Origin of the sequence: Methylacidiphilum infernorum V4 (assembly GCF_000019665.1) — a bacterium.
Lineage (GTDB): Bacteria > Verrucomicrobiota > Verrucomicrobiia > Methylacidiphilales > Methylacidiphilaceae > Methylacidiphilum > Methylacidiphilum infernorum.
In genome coordinates, this window is sequence record NC_010794.1 from 470,514 (window position 1) to 492,059 (window position 21,546).

The 21,546-nt window shown below is 46.4% G+C and carries 19 protein-coding genes and 1 tRNA gene; 17 read left to right on the forward strand and 3 right to left on the reverse strand.

The genetic code is table 11. The features are described 5' to 3' along the window. Positions 1–6: 6 nt before the first annotated feature. Entirely contained in the window at positions 7–2,109 is a 2,103-nt protein-coding gene (locus tag MINF_RS02170; protein WP_012462825.1) for a quinol:electron acceptor oxidoreductase subunit ActD, read from the reverse strand. Between the two features lie 184 nt (positions 2,110–2,293). On the opposite strand from MINF_RS02170, the gene MINF_RS02175 reads away from it, so the two are divergent. The 3 genes from MINF_RS02175 to MINF_RS02185 all read left to right on the forward strand — a co-directional run bounded on the left by MINF_RS02175 (position 2,294) and on the right by MINF_RS02185 (position 4,908). Next, positions 2,294–3,184, forward strand: a complete 891-nt coding sequence (locus tag MINF_RS02175; protein WP_012462826.1) for a 5'-3' exonuclease — start codon at positions 2,294–2,296, stop codon at positions 3,182–3,184. 67 nt (positions 3,185–3,251) lie between these two features. Beyond that, entirely contained in the window at positions 3,252–3,620 is a 369-nt protein-coding gene (locus tag MINF_RS02180; RefSeq protein WP_012462827.1) for a HesB/IscA family protein, read from the forward strand. Between the two features lie 28 nt (positions 3,621–3,648). After that, entirely contained in the window at positions 3,649–4,908 is a 1,260-nt protein-coding gene (locus tag MINF_RS02185; RefSeq protein WP_012462828.1) for an MFS transporter, read from the forward strand. Between the two features lie 92 nt (positions 4,909–5,000). Here MINF_RS02185 and MINF_RS02190 read toward each other — a convergent pair whose 3' ends face one another. After that, entirely contained in the window at positions 5,001–5,807 is an 807-nt protein-coding gene (locus tag MINF_RS02190; RefSeq protein WP_048810055.1) for a hypothetical protein, read from the reverse strand. 513 nt (positions 5,808–6,320) lie between these two features. Here MINF_RS02190 and ruvC point away from each other — a divergent pair. The 13 genes from ruvC to lhgO all read left to right on the forward strand — a co-directional run bounded on the left by ruvC (position 6,321) and on the right by lhgO (position 18,252). Then, positions 6,321–6,827 carry a crossover junction endodeoxyribonuclease RuvC gene (ruvC, locus tag MINF_RS02200; RefSeq protein WP_048810057.1) on the forward strand — a complete coding sequence of 169 codons (507 nt, stop codon included), beginning with the start codon at positions 6,321–6,323 and terminating at the stop codon, positions 6,825–6,827. Then, complete coding sequence (gene ruvA, locus MINF_RS02205) at positions 6,811–7,413, forward strand: Holliday junction branch migration protein RuvA (protein WP_148205090.1); 603 nt, start codon at positions 6,811–6,813, stop codon at positions 7,411–7,413. Before ruvC ends, ruvA begins: the two co-directional genes overlap by 17 nt. A gap of 5 nt (positions 7,414–7,418) precedes the next feature. Continuing rightward, on the forward strand, positions 7,419–8,435 hold the full coding sequence (gene ruvB / locus MINF_RS02210; protein WP_048810058.1) for a Holliday junction branch migration DNA helicase RuvB: 1,017 nt from the start codon (positions 7,419–7,421) through the stop codon (positions 8,433–8,435). Between the two features lie 86 nt (positions 8,436–8,521). Beyond that, complete coding sequence (locus MINF_RS02215; RefSeq protein ID WP_012462833.1) at positions 8,522–8,938, forward strand: secondary thiamine-phosphate synthase enzyme YjbQ; 417 nt, start codon at positions 8,522–8,524, stop codon at positions 8,936–8,938. Between the two features lie 7 nt (positions 8,939–8,945). Next, the gene (locus tag MINF_RS02220) at positions 8,946–9,515 is read left to right on the forward strand and encodes a rhodanese-like domain-containing protein (RefSeq protein ID WP_048810432.1); all 570 of its coding nucleotides are present in this window, start codon (positions 8,946–8,948) and stop codon (positions 9,513–9,515) included. A gap of 65 nt (positions 9,516–9,580) precedes the next feature. Next, positions 9,581–9,654, forward strand: a tRNA-Lys gene (locus tag MINF_RS02225). A gap of 134 nt (positions 9,655–9,788) precedes the next feature. Further along, positions 9,789–11,039, forward strand: coding sequence for a class I SAM-dependent methyltransferase (locus MINF_RS02230; RefSeq protein ID WP_048810059.1), 1,251 nt, complete (start codon positions 9,789–9,791; stop codon positions 11,037–11,039). Positions 11,040–11,229: 190 nt separating this feature from the next. Beyond that, positions 11,230–13,689, forward strand: coding sequence for a glycosyltransferase (locus MINF_RS02235; RefSeq protein WP_012462837.1), 2,460 nt, complete (start codon positions 11,230–11,232; stop codon positions 13,687–13,689). 36 nt (positions 13,690–13,725) lie between these two features. Further along, positions 13,726–14,523, forward strand: a complete 798-nt coding sequence (locus MINF_RS02240) for a sugar phosphate nucleotidyltransferase (protein WP_048810060.1) — start codon at positions 13,726–13,728, stop codon at positions 14,521–14,523. Positions 14,524–14,527: 4 nt separating this feature from the next. Further along, complete coding sequence (locus MINF_RS02245; RefSeq protein ID WP_012462840.1) at positions 14,528–15,523, forward strand: NAD-dependent epimerase/dehydratase family protein; 996 nt, start codon at positions 14,528–14,530, stop codon at positions 15,521–15,523. A gap of 11 nt (positions 15,524–15,534) precedes the next feature. Further along, on the forward strand, positions 15,535–16,080 hold the full coding sequence (gene rfbC, locus MINF_RS02250) for a dTDP-4-dehydrorhamnose 3,5-epimerase (protein ID WP_012462841.1): 546 nt from the start codon (positions 15,535–15,537) through the stop codon (positions 16,078–16,080). Continuing rightward, a complete protein-coding gene (locus MINF_RS02255; protein WP_048810061.1) occupies positions 16,077–17,009 on the forward strand; it encodes an NAD-dependent epimerase/dehydratase family protein in 933 nt (310 codons plus the stop codon). Before rfbC ends, MINF_RS02255 begins: the two co-directional genes overlap by 4 nt. 49 nt (positions 17,010–17,058) lie before the next feature. After that, entirely contained in the window at positions 17,059–18,252 is a 1,194-nt protein-coding gene (gene lhgO, locus MINF_RS02260) for an L-2-hydroxyglutarate oxidase (protein WP_012462843.1), read from the forward strand. A gap of 591 nt (positions 18,253–18,843) precedes the next feature. On the opposite strand, the gene MINF_RS02265 is transcribed toward lhgO, so the two are convergent. Beyond that, the gene (locus MINF_RS02265) at positions 18,844–20,034 is read right to left on the reverse strand and encodes a cation:proton antiporter (protein ID WP_148205091.1); all 1,191 of its coding nucleotides are present in this window, start codon (positions 20,032–20,034) and stop codon (positions 18,844–18,846) included. Between the two features lie 222 nt (positions 20,035–20,256). Between MINF_RS02265 and MINF_RS02270 the strand changes: the two genes are divergently transcribed. Beyond that, positions 20,257–21,405 (forward strand): alkene reductase, encoded by a 1,149-nt coding sequence (locus tag MINF_RS02270; protein ID WP_012462848.1) that lies wholly within the window; start codon positions 20,257–20,259, stop codon positions 21,403–21,405. Positions 21,406–21,546 lie beyond the last annotated feature (141 nt).

The window sequence follows — 21,546 nt, forward strand, 5'->3', positions numbered from 1 at the left end:
AAGAACTTATTCGGGTATGGGGTCCACTGCTGTTGCTCCAAGCCGAGAAAGCAAAGAATAAAGCGTCGAAGAAAAGAGGGGATCTGTTTTTTTGACGACAAGAAAAAAGCCGTCGTCCATGCCTCGCTCGTTGTACCTTTTCCAAGAGAAAAGAGGATGATAGAACTTGAATAATCTTCCACAGAACAAAATCCCAAAAAAGGCGCCAAAAGAAGCGAAAAGGGCGGTAAGTTCGAAAAATATGGGGATGAAAGTAGGCAAGCTAAAGTAGGGTTTGCCCTGGACGACTAGAGGATAAAAAAGGCTTAAAATGGAGCTGCTGGGCAGGGATTTTAAAAAATCGGGACGAGGCAAGGAGAGGGTACAGACAAGAAACAAGGCCAAAAAAAAGCCGATAATCCCTCCACATAAGACTATGCGTGAAACCCAGGATTTTCTGAGCATGCCCGCTTCCGAAAGTTCGTGAAAGGGATAAGGACTGAAAAGTTCAAAATGCCTAAAGCCTAAATGCTTGAGCCTCTTTGCTGCCTTGCAGAGAAGCCCTGGAGAAGGAAATTCCGCCCCTATGCCGTAAAGGGGCTTTTGGTTCTTTAAATCCTGCGGGGCAACCGGTTGTTGGGCCGAAATCGAAAGAGCGTTTTCCAAGGCTAACTCTTCTTGCCATTTATTTTCCTCTTCGGAGGAGAAATAAGGCTCCTGCCCATGCTGTAATGAACCATGGACAAGGGTTTTGACTTCAAACATCGCTACCGAGGGAAGAAAACGTAAAAAAAGAAGAAAAAGAGTTAAAAAAAGACCTATGGAACCGACGTAAAGCAATACATCGCAGAGGGTAGGTACAAAAATTCTCCAGGAAGAAGGCAAAAAATCCCTATGGAGAGAAATGATGATGATGACAAAACGTTCAAGCCACATACCTATGTTGGCTAAAAAAGCGACAAAAAATAGACTAAGGGGATTAGTCCGGAACGACCTTATCCAAAGAAATTGGGGGGCAATACTGTTGCAGAAAAGCATGGACCAGAAAGCCCAGAAATAGGGCCCTTTTATACGGTTCAAGAAGGCATAACGTTCATAAGGATTAGCACTATACCAGGCGGTGAAAAGTTCGATCAGGTAAACATAGCCGACCATCGAGCCCGTGGCTAAAAGCCACTTACCCATCTGGTTGATATGTTCGTCCAGGATCAATTCTTTGAGCTTGGGGATAAGGGCTCGGCTGGGGATAAGCAAAACCAAGATCATCGCAAATCCGCCAAAAATCGCTCCGACGCCGAAATAGGGGGGGAAAATCGTAGCATGCCAGCCGGGAAGAATCGTTGAAGCGAAATCACAGGAAACAAAGGAATGCACGGAGAGAACCAAGGGGGTGAGTATGCCTGCAAGGCAAAGATAGCCCATTTCATAGTGGATCCACTGGCTGGCCGAACCAAGCCAACCCAAGGAAAGAATAGCCCACAGCCTTTTTTTAAAAGGATTTTCTTCTTTTTCTCTTAACGTGGCGAAATCGGGAATCATGCCTAAGTACCAGTAAAGCAAAGAGACGGTGAGGTAAGTCAGCACGGCAAATACGTCCCACATGAGGGCTGCTCTCAAGTTTTGCCAAATGCCCGCCGACCAGGGAACAGGAAAGAGATACCAACCCATCCACTGCCTTCCGATATGAATGGCAGGGAAGATGGCTCCACTGGCTACGGCGAAAATTGCCGAAGCTTCTGCGGCCCTGTTGACGGCATTCCTCCATTTTTGTCGGGATAAGAGTAAAATGGCGGATATAAGAGTCCCCGCATGACCGATGCCGATCCAAAACACGAAGTCAACGATGGGCCAACCCCAGACGACGGGAGATTGGTTTCCCCAAACCCCGATTCCTGTCGAAATTACATAGACGATCATTACAAAGGCTAGGGCGGCAAGAGAGCCGGTGATTGTAATGGTCCATTTCCACCACCTGCCCATGGGAGTGGAAAGAATATGAAAGACGATGGCGCTGATCGAGGATAGGCTTATGTGTGAAGGAAGCAATGGGGGTCTTTGGATTTCTACTTCCCCTTTCGTGCGTTCAGGCAATCCTACAAAAGGAATTTCGCGGGAGGGGTTTCCATCCATAAATAATAAGATCGATTATTTTAATTAATAATTAAAGAAAAAAAGGGAACGAAAACAAGCCCAAATTCTTATCTCGTTGCCTATGAAAATATTGAGATAAAAACCGGGATTTTTCTTAGATATTTCTCTTCTTCTTTTGTAAAAGGATCTCGACAAAGATTTTTTTTCCGATGATTTTTTAGCAATGCGCCTTGTTTTGGTTGACGGAAACTATTATGCTTTTCGTTCTTTTTATGCTATGCCTTCTCTTGCAACCCGGTCGGGAGAACCGACCAATGCTCTCTACGGTTTGACCATGGTGCTTCGTCGCCTGCTTTCCGATTTGAAGCCCGAGCTGGGGGCGGTTGTATTTGACGGGGGGTTGCCTGCCGAAAGACTGGCGCTGAGAGCTGATTACAAGGCCAACAGGCCCGAGATTCCCAGTGCCTTAAAAAGCCAGCTTCCTTGGATCAAGAAACTTGTCAAGGCCTTGGGCCTTTGCCCCATTGAAGTAGAAGGGCAAGAAGCCGACGATGTTATAGCCAGTTATACAAAGAAAGCGGTTGAAAAAGGCATAGATGTCGTTCTTGCGACAAGCGACAAGGATTTGATGAGCCTGGTAGGGGAACACGTGCGTGTGTACACGGTAGAAAAGAAAAGATTTAAGCTTCTGGGGCAGCGCGAAATCGAGGAAAAATGGTCTGTTAAGCCCAGCCAGATTCCCGATGTTCTTGCATTGATCGGCGACAGCGTTGATAATATACCGGGAGTGGAGGGCATTGGAAAGAAAACGGCCACGAAGTGGATAATTCAATATGGTTCTTTATTTTCTCTCCTTCAAGCTCGAGACATTCCGGACAGGCGTTTCGCCAAGCTCCTTGAAGAAAACAAAGAACGGATTATGATCAATTGGAAGATGCTGGAATTAAAAGACAACATTGAGCTTCCCTTGCCCATCGAGGAACTCCGCATAGTTCCAGATTACGAAGCCCAGGAGAAACTCTTTGAAAAATTCGAGTTTAAAAAGTTGGCCCAGGAGGTGAGAAAACTTTCGGGAACAAAAGAAAAGGACAGTACAGGCGGTCTTTTTGAATAAAATGAAACTTTAAAGGGCTTAAAAGATTGGTAATTTCTTTTTCCAGCGGTAATTTAAAACGACAAATATGGGTATGAAAAGCACTGTTACTTATACAAAGGGTTCCGAAAAGCTTTGCGCCATTTCTGAAAAAGCGGCGGAAAAGTTGAAAGAGCTCCTTTCGCAAAGCAGCAGAAAAGAGGGAGCCCTGAAAATTTCAGTAGTGGGTGGGGGATGTGCCGGGCTCCAGTATGAAATGGACCTGGTCGATGGTCCGGAAGAAAAAGATATCCTTATTGAAAGCAGGGGAGTCAAGCTCGTCATTGATCCTAAAAGTGCCCTCTTTATAAGCGGTTCTATTCTTGATTATTCTGAAGAGCTGCAAAATGAGGGTTTTGTCGTCAAAAATCCCAATGCGCTTTCTCATTGCTCGTGTGGTAAAAGCTTTGCCGTTTAAAAGTAAAAATCGGCTTTAAGGAGGAGTCTTGGGTCCTGAACATTCTCAAAAGCCTTTTTTGTCAAAGATTAAAGCTTCAGCTTCTTATTCTGCTTCATTGCAACTGGTCCTGCTCTTTGGCTTTGTCAGCCTTACAGCGGACATGACCTATGAGGGAGCCCGCTCCATTTTAGGTCCCTTTCTCAGCACGGTTGGGGCCACGGGCAGCGCCATCGGATTTATTGCCGGCCTGGGAGAATTGACCGGATATGTCGTCCGCATCTTTGCAGGGAGCATAGGGGATAAAACAAAAGGCCACTGGGCTTTTGTTTATCTCGGCTATTTTATAAATCAAATTGCCGTGCCCCTCCTCGCTCTTGCCCGAAGTTGGCCACAGGTTGCTTGCCTGGTTGTTTTAGAAAGGCTGGGCAAGGGGATCCGTTCCCCCTCCCGTGATGCCCTGCTTTCCACGGCTACGGAAGGGATGGGTAAGGGAATCGGTTTTGGTATCCATGAAGCGCTCGACCAACTTGGGGCGATGATCGGTCCTTTGCTCGTTTCCTTGGCGATGATTTATTGGAAAAATTACCGGACGGCCCTTGGTTTTTTGTTTATTCCCGCTTTTTTTTCCTTGTTGTTTCTTTTCATTACCCACAATAGGTACAAAAAAGCGATACATGCCATAACCGACTCTCAAGAAGAGCTCGAGCGGGAAGATAGCCCCTCGACAACAAAGGCAGGATTGGGTAAAGAGTTCTGGATCTACATAACCGCTCTAGGTTTTATAGCGATGGGCTACGTTGATTTCCCTCTTATTGCTTACCATTTGGGCAAACGGGGTCTTTTTAACGAATATGAGCTTCCCCTGCTTTACACGCTGGCCATGGGCATCGATGCCGTAGTGGCATTGGTAGCGGGCAAGCTGTTTGACAAAAGCGGGATCAGTTCGATGATCTGGCCCATCATTATGGGCTCTTTGGCTTCACCCTTGATATTTGTATTTCCCCTGCAAACCCTAGCCCTTGTTGGAATGATTTTTTGGGGTATAGGCCTGGGTGTACAGGAATCCGTGGTCAGGGCGGCTCTTGCGAGCCTTGTTCCCCCGCCGATTCGAGGTAGAGCTTTCGGTATCTATTACTTTGTCTTTGGTCTCTTTTGGTTTTTGGGAAGCTTTGTTCTTGGTTTCCTTTATGATCACTCCACCCTCTACGTCGCCGTTTGCTCCTTTTTGCTCCAGATTATGGCCATTCCCATGCTTCAAAGCTGCCAAAGAAAAGTTTCTGAACTAAAAAACAATGTTCAAAATTAAGAAAACTTTTTTCTTCAATTCTGGGGATAAACTCCAACCGGCCAAGGGTATGACCTCTAGAGAACCCGGTTGAAGCTTCTAGGACCGCTCCCTTAGATGGTCCAAGAATCATCGCTAAAACCGGGGTCGTCGTCTATGTCATCGTCGACAATAGTGGCATCGTCAAGATTTTCTTCGGCATCGCCGGCAGAGTCATCGGTCAGCAATTTATCCCGGTCTTCTCCGGAGGCCTCAGGCTCAGACGAGGATTCTGGAGGAACGACGATGTTGATATTTTGTTGGGGACGGCCGAATCCAAGCAAGTTTTCAAGGGCCGCTAGCCCCAGGGCTCCTAGCCCCATCAATCCTGCGGCTTTAGCCGCCTCTTTTAAATCAGCACCCTTTTGAGGAGCAGGAGGAGGGGTTTTAGCCTGCTCTCCTTTTGTTGATGAAAAAGAGGGATCCCAGTGAAGCATCTCCTCGGGGCGGCTATCGTTGCCTGTAGCCATCTGTTGCTTCATTTTTTGTTTGAATCCCTCCAGGGAAGGAGGAGTTATGGGAAAGGGAAAGTAAAGAACGGCGTGCCCCCCGCTTTCTTTTCTTTGGAGAACAGAAGCCAGCCATTCTCTTTCTTCGGCGGACAGTTCTTGGGGGTTCACATCCAACTCTATGTTATCCCCGTTGCAATCGATACCCTGCCTCAAACAAGAAATTTGATCCACAGGACAAAGAATTTTCATAAGCAAATTATAAACAGTTTTTCTCCCTATACAACTGTTCCCGTAAGAGTTGGCTCCATAAGCAAAGACAAAACTGATTTTCAGCTTTACCAAGGCCGGTTTTCTTTCCCCAGGTCCTTCGCCGGGACCATCGGCTGTTAAAAACAGGGGCAAGTTTACGGACGGTTTTCTTTTTGCCATGGGGTATCTTGCCGACCACCTTAGTAGCTGGCTGGCCTGCCTTTCCCGGCTCCAGCCGGAGCAATTCCGGATGCGGCACTGCAATTGCTTGCTAAAGGCTCGCCGCGGGCAGGGCAGTTGCGGTTGCCGGCCGCTTTGAGGCAGCACACCAAGTCCAGCTCACGGCCGTAATGTGCCCGCATTGCGGGCGGGTCCATTCCCGGTCCTTGAGCGTTATCAGCCTTGCCTGTGCTCACCATGCTTTTCAAAGTTCCCTTATACATTAATGCGGATGGTGTATAATACTTCAGTTTATCCTTGGCGTACCCGTGCAGGAACTCCGGTGGAATTTGCCACGGGGGAGCGCTCAAAATGCCTATCCCAGGAATGCTTCTCAATGCATGAAAAGGCCCTCCACGTTCAACACTTTAAACCCTAAGACATTTTTATCTTGTCAACGTCTAAAAACCCCTCTTAAATAAGAACAATCCCTATTTTTTTGCCGCTACGAAACGGTAATTTTTAAGAGCTTTGATGAACAAGCCGCTCAGAATCCTTGGGATCGATCCTGCCCTTCGGAAAACGGGCTATGGAATCATCGAGTCCAATGGGACGTCTACCCGCTTAATCGATTTTGGAGTCATTGTGACTGAACATGCCGATCAAGCTAGGAAACTAAGGTCTATTTATGAGAGGCTGCTTTCTATAATCCAGGAGTATTCCCCGGAGCACGTGGCTATGGAATCGATAATTTTCGTCCAAAACAGGAAAACGGCTATCGACATGGGGGCAGCGCGTGGAGTAGCCCTTTTGTTGTTCTCATTAAAAGAGCTCCCTGTTTTTGAATATAGTCCGAGGAAAATTAAAATGGCGGCTACCGGTAAAGGCTCTGCACGTAAAGAACAGGTTTCCTTTATGATCAGGGCACTATTGGCTATGGATAGTTTACCTCCCCTGGATGCGGCTGACGCCCTTGCGGTGGCTTTAACCCATGTTCATCATTTTTGGCAGTTGCCTAAAGTTTATGATTTCTTACCTTAAGGGAACATTAATTTATAGCTTATTCCCTCATATTATCGTGGAGGTGCGGGGTATCGGCTTTGAGGTGTTTTGCTCCCTCTCCCTTTTCCGCAACCTTCCCCCCCTTTATTCAGAGCTCACTCTTTACACCCACTTAGAGGTTTCAGAAAATCGCCTGGAGCTTTTTGGATTTAAGGATCTTGAAGAACAGCTTACTTTCCGGTTGCTCGTAGAAAAAGTGCACGGAGTGGGCCCTAGGACGGCTCTTTCCATTCTCAATGTGCTTCCTCCAAGCGAACTGAAAGCGGCCGTCGGCAGGGCTGATTTTCGGCTGCTTTCAAAGATAAAAGGAATAGGAGAAAAGACCGCTCATAGACTGGTTGTTGAATTAAAAGACAGTTGGGCTACCGCTGAAGCTTCATCTTCTTCCGGGACGGCGATTGTCGGAGATCGAGTTTTTGAAGATGCCTTGAGAGCTTTGGTTGCTTTAGGATATAAAGAACCCGAGGCATTGAAACGGCTGCGAAGGGTAAGGGAAAAACATCCCCAAATGGATCTTGAAGGGATTATAAAGGAATGCTTGAAGCTAGCCAGCGGAGAAGGTTGATACAAATGAAATCCAAGATTGAAGCCCTCGGTGCGGATTCGGCCGATAAATTTTTTGAGGAAAGTTTAAGACCTCAAAAACTGGACGAGTTTTTAGGGCAGGAAAAAATTAGGGAACGGCTTTATATCCTGGTTCAAGCGGCAAAGATTAAAAATGAACCGCTTCCCCATCTTCTCTTCAGCGGTCCTCCAGGTCTTGGGAAGACGACCTTAGCCCATATCCTGTCCAAGGAAATGAACGCTTCTCTTAAGATTACTTCTGGTCCGGCTCTCGATAAAGCGGCCAACCTCGCCGGGATATTAACTTCTCTTGAGTCCTTTGATGTTCTTTTCATTGACGAGATCCACCGGTTGAGCAGACCCGTCGAAGAATATCTTTATCCGGCGATGGAGGACTTTCGGATGGATATTTTAATCGATCAAGGACCAAACGCTCGAAGCATTCGGCTCAATCTTCCCAAATTTACTCTTGTCGGGGCAACAACCAGGGTGGGACTGCTGACCGAACCCCTGAGGAGTCGCTTTGGGCTGATTAATCGGCTCGAGTATTACAAGGTAGAAGATCTGGTACGCATTGTTCAGCGCTCGGCCCGCATCTTGGAGATAGAAGTTAACGAGCAGGCGGCAAAAGAGGTGGCCAAGCGCTGCCGGGGAACACCTAGAACGGTCAACCATCTTTTGAGGTGGATAAGGGACTATGCTTATGCCAAGGGTTATCAAAAGGTATCCCTGGATGTGGTCAACAAGGCTTTGGAAATGATCGAGATTGACGAGGATGGATTGGATGAGATGGATAAAAAGATACTGGAAACGATCATCTACAAATTTGAAGGAGGACCTGTGGGACTCCAGTCTCTTGCGGTGGCGGTGGGTGAGGATCCGGGAACACTCGAAGAAGTTCACGAACCTTACCTCATTTTAGAAGGCTACTTGAAAAGAACTCCTCAAGGCAGGGTGGTTACGGCTCGAGCCTACGAAAAGTTAAAAGCCGTTTTGCCTTCTGCCCAAGAGGAGTTATTTTGAGCTTTTCTTTTTGACTTCTGCGGTTAGATTATGTTCAATTAACCCTTGTGTCTACTTAGCCCTTGTTTTTTTGTCCTTTTTCAATCATGAAAAGCTTCAGGGAAGAAATCTGGTTCAATATTCCTTCTCGTCGAGCCTTTGTTTTGCTGACTCCGAAACTGGAGGAGTGTGTTAAAAAAAGCGGAATTAAAGAGGGCCTTCTTCTCTGTAATGCCATGCACATTACGGCAAGTGTTTTTATTAATGATAATGAGCCGGGATTGCACGAGGATTTCGAAAGATGGTTAGAAAAGCTTGCTCCGGAAAAGCCTCATTCCCAATACAAGCATAATGTAGGCGAAGACAACGCGGATGCTCATTTAAAAAGAACGATCATGGGAAGAGAAGTAGTCGTAGCCATAACGGGAGGTAAACTGGACCTGGGTCCATGGGAGCAAATATTTTATGGTGAATTTGATGGAATGAGAAGGAAACGAGTTTTGGTCAAGATTATCGGTGAATGAAGGGTTTATGAGCAAAAGGAGTTGCCCGTTCAAAAGGCTGCTATCCGTCCTCCTGCTGGGGCTATTGGTTTTTGGCTGTGCCAATTCTCTACCTCCAGAGTTGACATGGGATAAGGTTTTGTATGCTATTCGGGAAAAGTTTCCGGACGTGGCCTCTATTTCTACCGATAAGTTAGAAAGGTGGATTGCCGTGGGAGAAGAATATGCTCCCGTGCTGCTGGACGTCCGAACAGTCGATGAGTATGAAGTCAGCCATCTTTACCATGCTTGGAGAGTCTCTCCCAACGACAAGGTGCGATTGGGCTATAGGGGGTTGAAAAGGGAGCAACCCATCGTGGTTTATGACTCTGTAGGGTTCAGGGCGGCATCCTTTGCCCGACGACTCCAGCAAGCGGGATACTGGCAGGTGTGTTATCTTGAGGGTTCCATTTTCAAGTGGGCCAATGAGGGAAGGGCTTTGTATAAGGGAGAAAAAAAGGTGAGCATGGTTCATCCTTGTGATTCTTATTGGGGGAAGCTCCTTAACCCTGAACACAGGGCTCTTTCATTGGTAGATCTCGCCGAACCGGTATATTAACCATGGAGATTAAATTCTGGGATTGATATTTTCCTTCGTTATTTTCATAGTTTATTCATAGGCAAGCCTCGGTAGCTCAGTTGGTCAGAGCAGGTGACTCTTAATCACTGGGTCGGGGGTTCGAATCCCTCCCGGGGCAGGAAAAGTTTCTTTCTCCATTGATCTGCTGGACAAAAAAAGGTTAATCCGGTATAGCTTTAAGAAAAGGCCGATATTCGAATGTTTTTCTCTTTTTTTCGTTCAAAAAATAAGAGATGATGGTTGACCTTCTTTATGAACACTCTAAATAGCTCCGATTCAGAAAGTCATCTAGATTTTGTTTCCTTTTCTAAAGCGGTCAAGAGCCAGTTTGAAACTTGCCCATTCCCTTTTGAAGATGAAAAAGTGCTTTCCGACCAATCTTGGAAAATCGTTCCTCCTCATTGGTTTAACGCGGTGGGAAGGCCGGGAAAACCTTTTTATGATCGCGGGAGATTTTTGGTTGCCGGCTGTGGGACCGGCAACGAGGCTTTTAACATAGCTAGAGCCTTTCCCAATCTGGAGGTCGTAGCCTTCGACGCAAGTTCAAGGGCCATTGATATAGCCCTTAAGTGGCAGAAAGCTTCAGGGATAAACAACGTTCATTTCTTGCAAGAAGACCTGTTAAATCCGAACTTGGCTCAAAGCTTGGGGTATAACTTTGATTGGATAAGTTGTCATGAAGTTCTTGCTTACGTTTATGATCCTCAAGCCGCCCTCGCCCATTTGGCTGGCTGCCTTTCCCCGGAGGGCTGCTTATACATTGGAGTTAAAGGGACCTTCCATCCGACGGTTAGGTTGGCCCCGGCCATATCCCTATTTTCTTTGAGCATGGACAGTCCCGAGCAGGTAAAGAGAACTCGAGAGGTCCTTTGCGTCTGTGATAACCTGATGGGAATCCCCATTGACAAGGGAATTGGGGCTCAGCCTGAAAGCTATTTAAAGAATCATGTTTTTGGGGTGCATCATGATTCGTTCCCCTTGCATACCTGGATTGAAATTATTCATAATGCCGGTCTCCAATATATCAATTCTTTGTACACTTCAATGAGCTTTCTTCAGCTTCAGGATAACCGGTTTTTCGATCTGCTGACCGAACTCGACCTGCCCACTCTCCATTCGTTAATCGATCATTGCAATCCTTCGTTTTTCCACATGATCGTTGCCTCGAAACCGAGGATGGTTCCCCCTTTTGCCCCTGCAGATAAAAAAGAATTTTTGCGCTGGCGTCCCTTGGTCGACTTGTGGGACAGGACGAAAATTCCTGCCGTGCAACCTCCTTATAACCAGGTTTTGGATGTCAGCTTCGATATTCCCGGTCTTTATAGGCAACTGCCTTTGAAGCTTTCTTCTTATTTAATCGAGTTTTTAAGAAGATCGGATGGAAGCCGGTCTGTTTCTCAACTGGTTGCGGAGATTGGCGTTGACATCAAAGCTGAAGAGCTGTTTACGGCTCTAGCCCGGTTTTATTTTACCTCCCTGCTCAATTTTCTGCCTCCGCTTTGATCCGCAAGCAAAAGGTCTTGGGTTCATTAAAATATGTTTTTTTTCCAAGATGGGCATCCAAGCAATCCCGGATAGGCATTAACTTCGGCTGGATCGAGGGGAGTTTTTGTGCGGGATGCGGACCGATAAAGAAGTTGAGTGACAAAGGGGTTTTTTTTATACTGTTTCATTATTTTTCAACCCCTTTTTTATGCGGCTTGAGCCTTCTTCCTATCATTATGCGGTGGAGAAACCCGATAAAGGCTTTCTTATTTTGAACAATTCCAAGCTTTATGTTTGTGGGTGGTTCTTGGATTCCCAGGGAAGGGCTGGAAAACTGGTTAAAGTAGAAAGCAACCAAGATGAATATATCTGTCGACCCCTAAATAGGATAGATATCCAGCAAAAATATGAGGAAAGGGGGATTTCGGTTGACCCGATGTGCGGTTTTTATTGCCACTGCGAGCTGAGCAGAGGAGTCAAGCATGTAAGGATATCGGTTCTTCTTCTTTCCGGGAAGTGGGTTAAACTGGCCAGCTACCTGGTTATTGTACAAAAGGAAAAGAATGAAGCTCAAAAGGAAGGGCTACGGCTTGCATCGACTTCGAAAACCGTTATTCCTCGTCCTGGTCTTACCCTTCCGAATGAGCAGTGGCTGAAGGTTTCCCTTGAGCTTTTTTTAGCTAACGGGGCTGCAAGGCTGAAATTTCCCTTTTTTCCTGATCCCCTTGTAAGCATTGTCATGTCGACAAGAAATAGGGCCGAGCTCCTTTACCAGTGCCTGCAATCCATTTTGGCTCATGTATCGATTCCTTATGAATTAATTATTGCCGACAACTGTTCGACGGATGCCACAGCCCAACTCTTAGCCAAGGTGGAGGGGATCAAGACCTTCAAAAACGAACAGGATCTTGAATATTTGTTGAGCGTCAACAAGGCGGCCTCAATGGCAAAAGGAAAATACCTGCTTCTTTTGAACAACGATATTATCCTAAGCCCTCAGAGTATAGACCATTTACTCCGGACGATCGAGTCTTACCCGGGATGCGGTGCCGTTGGATGCAAGCTAGTCAGGCCGGATGGATCTTTGCAAGAAGCAGGGTCCATTATCTGGGCCGATGGCAGCGGGCTGGCCTACGGCAGGAACGATCCTAAGCCGATGAGTCCTGAATATTCTTTTGTTAGGGAAGTGGATTACTGTTCGGCGGCTTGCTTGCTTGTGCGCAGGGAGTTGTGGGAAAGGCTTGGAGGATATGACCCGAGGTATGTCCCCGCCTATTACGAAGACAGCGATCTTTGCCTTGGCCTGTGGTCTTTAGGCTATAAGGTCGTTTATCAGCCCGCGGCCCTTGTTTTCCATTATGAATTCGGGAGCCGGCCAATGGATACGATCGTAGAGATGATGAAAAAAAACAAAGAAAAATTCTTCCAGAAGTGGGAGGAGAGGCTAAAAACTCAGCACCGGCCGGATTTTGACGTTTTAAAAGGAAGAGACAGGAGAAACCAGTCTTTATCGAGCGACTTTAAGGGCAGGCTTTTGTTTATCGACGATCGCATTCCCCATCCTCGGCTAGGCAGAGGCTTCGGCCGGTCCTGGTCTATTTTGCGGGTTCTCGAAAGATCAGGATACTTGCTCACCTTCTACCCGCTGGTTTCCCAAGAGTGTCCCTTGACGAACGGGCAGTCCTCTTTGCTTGAAAAAATCGAGCTTATGCTCCAATGGGGAATAGAAAAACTGGAAAATTTTTTAGAGGAAAGACAAGGTTATTATGATCTGGTGTTTGTCAGCCGACCTCATAATTTCAAAGCTTTTAGTGCGCTGATCAAAAGAAGGCCGGAGTTGGTCGCTCACAGCCGTGTAATTTATGATGCCGAAGCGATTTATGTCCAAAGGGAAATTTTAAAAAACAGCCTTTATGGGATCGACCAAACAGAGGAGGAAAAAACAAGGCTCATGCAAGAGGAAATTTCTTTAGGAAGGTTGGCTCACCGGGTAGTGGCTGTAACGAGCAGGGAAGCCCGTTATTTTGAAGGGGCCGGTTGCCAGGTTTTTATCCTTGGCCATGCCTTGGAGTGCCATCCTACGGAAAGGGAATTCAAAGAAAGGGAGGGATTTCTCTTCGTGGGTTACATGGGAGAGGAAGGCCCTAACACCGATGGGCTATATTGGTTTGCATACCAGGTGCTTCCGATATTAAAGAAGAAAATCCAAGACAATTTCGAGGTTTTTGCCGTGGGAAAAGCTTCAGAGGATTTTGTAAAGAAGCTTGATCCTTTGGGAATAAAATTCTTGGGAGAGTTAGAAGATCTTCGGCCTCTTTATGAACGCTCAAGGGTATTTATTGCGCCAATTCGATATGCCGCAGGGATGCCCGTGAAAGTCCATGAAGCCGCTGCCTATGGTATTCCCGTGGTAGCGACTTCGCTTGTTGCCGAACAGCTTTCGTGGGTAGCCGGGGAGCACCTCCTCGTTGCCGATGATCCTGAAGAAGTTGCCGAGTGTTGTCTTAAGCTTTACAAGGAGGAGAGCTTATGGAAAAAGATCAGGCAGAAGGCTCTTGATCGGGTAAAAGAGGATTGCGATCCCAAGAAGTTTGAAGACAATCTTCTTTCGATTTTGAAATTTAGCGAAAGAAGTGAAGAAAGCAAAATGAATGATTGCAGGCCCTGATTTTTTTTGATAGAAAAATAACTTCATTATTTTCTTATGGACTTAAGCAGGATCCCCATTTTCGTTTTGTGTGGAGGAATGGGCACAAGACTGAGAGAAGAAACGGAGTTTAGGCCCAAGCCGATGGTGACGATTGGCAAACATCCTATCCTCTGGCATATCTTGCAGAGTTACTCTCGATTCGGCTTTAAAAAATTTGTCCTATGCCTGGGCTACAAGTCCGAAATGATCAAGAGCTACTTTTACAATTTTTTCTCCTTGAACAGCGATTGCACGATCAACTTGATGAATAACAGGACGATAATCCATGAAAGCATAGATCCCATCGACTGGGAAATAACGATGGCTTACACCGGGGAAAAATCGATGACGGGCAGCCGTATTGCCCAAGCGGCAAAAAAGTACATGGGGGAGTCGGAACATTTTGGAGTGACTTATGGGGATGGTTTGACCGATGTCAACCTTGCCGATGAATTTCATTTCCACCTCGGACATCGTAAAATCGGCACTATTCTTGGGGTTAATCCACCCTCTCGGTTTGGTGAGCTTGAGGTGGAAGGAAACCAGGTCGTTTCTTTTAGAGAAAAACCCGATTTTGAAGATGAATGGATCAATGGCGGGTATTTTTTCTTTAGAAAAGAATTTCTTTCTTATCTTTCTGAAGAAGAAAGCTGCGTTCTCGAAAAAGCCCCGCTTTTTAATTTAGCGAAGGATGGTCAACTGATGGTTTACAAGCATAAAGGATTTTGGGCTTGCATGGATACGCAGAGAGATAGGGATACTCTTGTTAAAATGATCGAGGAAGGAAATACTCCTTGGCTGACTAAAAAGTAAAGAGATGAAAAAAATTTTAGTGACGGGTAGCCAGGGCTACATTGGAGTGCACCTGGTTGCACTATGTAAAGCTTACGGAATGCACGTTACGGGATGTGATATCGGCTATTTTGAAGGCTGTGAATGGGATTCCTTCCCTCCCAGCGATGTGGAGTGGAAAAAAGATTTTTTATCGATCAAGGAAAATGAGCTCGAAGGTTTTGATGCGATTTGCCACCTTGCGGCTATCTCCAACGATCCCATGGGGGAATTGGATGAGAACCTGACCTACCGGGTAAACAGGGATGGAGCGATAAGCCTTGCCCAAAAAGCTAAAAAAGCTGGAGTGCCTCTTTTTCTCTTCGCCGGGAGCTGTTCAGTTTACGGAAAGGCCGGTTCCCTGGACCTGGATGAAAATGCCCCGTTTAATCCCGTCTCGGCTTATGCCCGTTCCAAGGTAGAGGCTGAAAGAGAAATCTCCAAGCTCTCCAGTTCTTCCTTTTCCCCCGTTTTTTTAAGAAATGCAACGGCCTTTGGTTATTCTCCCATGCTGAGAATAGATCTAGTTGCCAACAACCTGCTTTCCTGTGCCCTCGCCACCAGAGAGATTAGGGTGATGAGCGACGGAACCCCCTGGCGTCCCCTCGTCCATTGTAAAGATATAGCTAGGGCTTTTATTGCCTTGATCCAGGCTCCCCGGCAGCTTGTTCATAACCAATCGATCAATATCGGGGGGAATAAAGAGAATTACCAGGTAAAACAGATCGTCGAAAAGGTGAAGAGCTTGGTGCCGGATGCCAAGGTTGTTTATACAGGGGAAGTCGGAGCCGATCCTCGAAATTACCGGGTATCGTTCGATAAGCTTTCCAAGCTCCTTCCTGACTTTAAACTTCAATACTCCTTGGATAGCGGCCTGGAGGAGCTTTACAAGTTCATGACAGAAAAAAAATTCTCAAGGGAAGATTTCCTCTCCGACAAGTTTGTAAGGTTAAGAAGGTTAAAACAAAAGCTACAGAAATAGGGGTTTAAAACATGAAGTTTACACCGCTTCCCCTTGCGGGGGCTTTTTTAATTGACCTGGAAAAAAAAGAAGATCCCCGGGGTTTTTTTGCTCGAGTTTTTTGCAGAAGGGAATATGAAGCGCATGGGCTCGATCCGGATATTGCCCAGATTAACACCTCTTTAAGCCTGAAAAAGGGGACCTTGCGTGGGCTCCATTACCAAGTATTTCCCAAGGCCGAAACCAAGGTCATCCGTTGCCTGCGGGGAGCTCTTTGGGACGTGATCGTGGACTTGCGTCCCGAATCCAAAACCTATCTCTGCCATTACGGTTGTGAACTCAACGAGGAAAACCGGCGGATGGTTTACGTGCCCCGCGGATTCGCCCATGGTTTTTTGACTTTAGCCGACAATACCGAAGCCTATTACCTTGTAGGGGAATTCTATTCTCCCGAACATGAAAGAGGAATCCGCTATAATGATCCGGCTTTGAACATTACCTGGCCTTTTGAACCTCTTGTGATTTCCGAAAAGGATAGAAATTATCCCGATTGGAACAAAGAGAAAGCGGTGGAATGAAAATTCTCTTTACGGGTGGGAGTTCCTTTACGGGCTATTGGTTTTGTAGGCAACTTCTGGAAAAAGGGCATGAGGTTACAGGGTTGTTAACCCAAAAGAGGGAAAACTACGAAGGAATCCGCAAAGAGAGAGTAGAGAGACTTTCCTGCGAGATGGAACTGATCGAAGAGTCTCCTTTTGGTTCGGAAAAGATGATCGATCTTCTTAAGAAAGGAACCTTTGATGTCCTTTGTCATCATGGGGCTTACCTCAAGGATTATAAAAGCGAGCAATTTGATTGGCTTTATGCCTTGGAGACAAACACCAAGAATATCAAGCAGGTTATTCATCTTGCCAAAGAGCAAGGCCTTGGAGCTATCATTCTGACGGGTTCTATCTTTGAACAAAACGAGGGGATAGGCAATGTCCCTTTAAGAGCTTTTTCTCCTTATGGCCTTTCCAAGGGATTGACTTTCGAAGTATTTCGTTATTATGCCCAGCTCTATAACATTCCCTTGGGGAAATTCGTCATTCCCAATCCCTTTGGAATGCTTGAGGAAAAAAGGTTTACTTTTTATTTAATTTCCCAGTGGAAAAGAGGGAACATACCGGCGGTTCAAACTCCCCATTACATCCGGGACAACATTCCCTGTGATCTTCTTGCCGGTTGTTACGGCCGGTTTGTAGAAAAGGTTTTTGTTCAAAAAGGACCGTTTTATCGGTCCAATCCCAGTTATTTTGTAGAATCCCAGGGGGCTTTTGCTTTAAGACTCTCCAGGGAGGTAAGCAAGAGATCGGCTTTAAGTTGTCCTGTAGAACTCAAGGAACAAAAATCCTATGCCGAGCCCCTCGTTCGAGTGAATACGGAGCCGGCGATTTTTGAGGTCCAGGATTGGTCTGAAGATCGGTTTTGGGATGATTACGTGGCTTATGCTCTTGAACATTACTGAGATGTCGTTTTGTTCCCTCCCTTAGTATTTCTCTACAGGGTAAGTATAAATGGAAGAAAAGGATCTTGTTGTTATTGGTGGGGGCATCATAGGACTGGCTTTGGCCTACAAATGGATTTGCGCCAAAAAGAAGGATTCGGTTGTCGTTTTAGAAAAGGAAAAGGATGTAGGCAGGCACCAAAGTAGCCATAATAGCGGTGTTCTCCATGCGGGGCTTTATTATTCCCCTGGAAGCTTAAAAGCAAAACTGGCCGTCGAGGGGATCAGGCAGATGGTATCTTTTTGCAAAGAAAATAAAATAGCCCATGAAATTTGCGGGAAGCTGGTTGTGGCTACCGAAGAGCGGGAAGTTGCCGAGCTCCATCGACTCAAAAAGCAGGGAGAGCAAAATGGGCTTGTGGGATTGCGTATCCTTGATGCTCAAGAAATGAGAAAAATTGAACCCTACGTAAGGGGCGTAGCCGCGATTTTTGTCCCTGAGGAAGGTATTGTTGATTACCGGCAGGTGTGTCTAGAGCTTGCCGCAAAAATAGAATCCATGAGGGGAAAAATTTTAAAAGAAGTGAAAATAACCGGCATAGAGAAAAAAGGAAAACTTTGGGAAGTAAGAACTGATGGCCGAAGTTTTTTGACATCGAACCTGGTTAACTGTGCGGGTCTGCATTCCGACAGGATATGCCGGATGGCCATGGGGAGCTGTCCCCTCCGGATTGTTCCTTTTAGGGGGGAATATTTCGAACTCAAGCAGGACAAAACTTACCTGGTCAAGAATTTGATCTATCCCGTCCCCGATCCCCGGTTCCCTTTCTTAGGGGTTCACCTGACGCGAATGATCAACGGCAAGGTCGAGGCTGGTCCCAATGCGGTTCTATCCTTATCTAGGGAAGGATATAACAAAGGAAGTTTTGATTGGAAAGATGCCTTTGATTCCCTGACTTACGTAGGATTGTGGAACTTTTTAAAAAGGTATCCTCTTGCAGCTTGGGAAGAATGGAAAAAATCAAGCAATAAAAGGCTTTTTTGTCGTGCAGTCCAGAAGCTCGTTCCCGCGATCAAAGAAGAAGACCTGGGCAGGGGAGCCGTGGGGATCCGGGCTCAAGCTCTATTCCCAGATGGAAGGCTTGTAAATGACTTTCTTTTTGTCAAGGAAGAAGGAATCCTCCATCTTCTCAACGCCCCAAGCCCGGGAGCAACGGCATCACTGGCGATTGCCGATGAACTGATAAAAACTCTCGAACTCTAGGCGAACTTTCATTCCCTGGTTAGCCCTTGAGTCATTGACTCTTTCCTGGCAAAAGTCAATTCTTTATTCTTTTTTGATAGCATTGAAAAAAAATGTTAGGAGCTTGCCTGGGGGATAGGATTGCCCATCCAAAGGAGGTTTGTCCAAGCGACTCTTTGAAAGAGAGCCCGGTATCGAGATCTTTCATAAAGGCCGAGGAGGCTAAGAGAGTCATTTTTCCCCAAGATTCTTCTTTCGGAAGCTTGAAGTCGTCCCGGTTTATTTGAAAAGAAAAGACGGTCGCAAGGGAAAGCAGGAGCAGGTAAGCCTGTGGAAAAAGACAGGAGTTAAACCTAGCCCTAGAGCGATAAGAAAGGAGAAGGGAAGCAGGAAGAAATGCTCGCCAGGGGATGGGGATGAAGACTCAAAATAAGCAAATAAAAAAACTACCCTCTTTTTTAGCTTTGCACTGGGGCCACAAGGTATTAGAGCTTGGCTTTAAGAAAAGAAAGATTTCCTGGGAATGAAGGGCTTTCGGTTATCTCGGCAGAGGGAAGTTATTTTACCCCAGAACAATCAATCGGAAAAAAATCCAGGTCAACTTTGTTTGGCTTAACCTTCTTCTTCGTATTCCCCCAGTTCTTTTTTAACGACAACTTTCTTTTCTTTGGGGACTTCGCCCCTGGGTAATAACAGTCCGGCAAGAAAAACCGGGATAAGGGTGCTTAGAAGGGTTGCCAGGGTAATCAAAGAATAGATTTCCCTGCTTAATATTTTATTCTGGATGCCGTAATGGGCGGCAATAAGGCCGAATGTCAATCCTCCGCTGGTTAAAAGCGAACCAAAGAGGCTTTCTTTTAAGGGATGTTTTTCAAGCAGGAGGTAAGGAAGGACACCGATGATTTTAAAACAGGTCTTTAGGAGGGTGAGAAGCAGCAGGGGAATGAAACCGATGACGAGCATGGGAAAAGAGATATGAAATCCGCTTTTCATGAAGAAAAAAGGGGTAAGAATGCTATAGGCGACCGCTCTTAGTCTTCGACGGAAAAGTTGATCTTCGGAAAAGGCGTTGGCAGCGAGTACTCCCAGAATGAAAGCCGGCAGGACGGGCTCGGTTTTGGCCATGGAAGCTAAAAACCCAAGGAAGGTAAGCATGAAAAAAACGAACTTTATTTCGGGTTCGCTCACCGGGCTTTTCTTGAGAAAGTGAAGAAGGGAACGAAGTATTTTGGGGAAAAACCATAAAAGGATGAGGGCAAAAAGGGCGAATAGAATAGAAGATAACTCCCAATGGGTGAAAAAAATACCTAGAGTGAGGACCGATCCAAAATCGGTAATAAAACAGCTCGCCAGGAGGGTTTTCCCCAACGAAGAATTTTCTATGCCTCTTTCAAGAAGGGAAGTATAAACTATGGCAATGGAGGTTGTGCCCAGGGCTATCCCTGCAATGAGAGATTGGGCGGGTTGCCACTGAAAGAAAAAGTGCGTGAACAGTGCAATAGCCATGAAGGGCACAAGAAAAGAAAAGCTTCCCGACAACAGGTGTTTTTTCCATGATTGGCTGAAAAACTCCGGTTCTATTTCCGTTCCGGCAATGAAGCAAAGCATTGTGGCGCCGAGCTTGGAGAGGAAATTCATCCATTCGGTTGGCTGGGAAAGATCTAAAAAATGGCTTAATGCGGCTCCTACCAGGATTTCGACTATCGCTACGGGAACCCTGAATTTAATGGCGAGCAGTGCTGCCGAAAAGGCGCCGCCCATCCATAAAGAAATGAAAAACCAGGGATTTTCTAAGATATTCATGCAGGGTAATGAATAAAACGGGCTCAAGAAGGAAGAAGTTTCTTTTGCTGATCTTTTATGCATTAGCTGTATGGCCAGCAGGGAAAAAATTTTTTGCTCGATATGAGAGGATATGATAAGCTGAATCTAAAAATACTCCAAGAAAGGCGCATCGACGTAGCCTTTTGTTTCCCCTGGTTTTTGCTGTTGCCGTGTTGAACAATTAAAAGAAGGAGGCAGATCATGTCTTCACTAAAACACCTGTTTAGTCCCCTGGTCGTTGGGGAAGTCCCTACGGCCAATAGAATATGGATGGCTCCCATGACACGTTGTCGTGCGGGTCAACCCGGGGATGTCCCCACCGAGCTCATGGCTAAATATTATGCCCAGAGGGCATCAGCGGGCTTGATCATCAGTGAAGCTACTCAAATCAGTAGGGAGGGGCAAGGATATGCTTGGACTCCTGGAATTTACACAGATGCCCAGGAGGAAGGTTGGCGTCGCGTGGTAAAGGCCGTGCATGAAGCGGGAGGCAAAATGGCCCTCCAACTTTGGCACGTAGGAAGGGTGTCCCATCACCTTCTTCAAGAAGAGGGGAAGCCTCCGGTTGCTCCTTCTGCGGTGAGAGCTCAAAACACTTGGTGTTTTGTGGTGCTTCCCGATGGTACCGCTGCGCAAGTAGAACCCGATACGCCCAGGGAGCTTTCTATTGAGGAGATCCAGCGGATCATCGCTGAGTACGCCTCCGCGGCTAAAAGAGCAATGAGAGCGGGTTTTGACCTGGTTGAAGTCCATAGCGCCAATGGTTATCTTCCCAACCAGTTTCTCGATGTGCGCGCCAATCAGAGGAAAGATAGATATGGGGGCAGTGTTGAAAATAGGGCAAGGTTCGTCTTGGAGGTGGTCGACGCGGTATGTGAAGCGGTAGGTAAAAAAAGGGTTGGGGTAAGGCTTTCTCCAAAAGGGATATTTGCGGATATGACTGTAGAAGGAAGCATGGAAAGCTGCCTCTACGTGGCTTCAGAACTGGGGAAGCGCAATATAGCCTACCTGCACATCGTTGAACCGGATTGGGCTAATGGACAACCTTTAAGGGATGAAGAAAGGCTTGCTTTCCGTAAAACTTTCCCCCATGTCCTGACTTTTTGTAGTGGCTATACCGCTGAGAAGGCGGAACGGGCAATTGCTTCTGGAATAGCCGATGCGATCGCTTTTGGTCGGCTTTTTATCGCTAACCCCGATTTGCCGGAAAGGTTCCGCAGGGGAGCCTCTCTCAACGAGCCGGACCCTTCCACTTTTTATGGGGGCGGGGAAAAAGGGTATACGGACTATCCTCCACTGGACCAACACCTTCCGTCGGCCAAAAAAACGCTGGATGTCAGCCAGGATTGAACTCCCCCCCAAGGTAAGTTTGCCGGAGAAGAGCTGTAAGCGGCTTGGGAAAAAAGATTAAAGCCCTATTCTAGCCCTTCCTAAGGTAGCTTTCGGCCTCTATTTTTAAAGAGGATGGGTATGAACCGATTTTGAACTGGT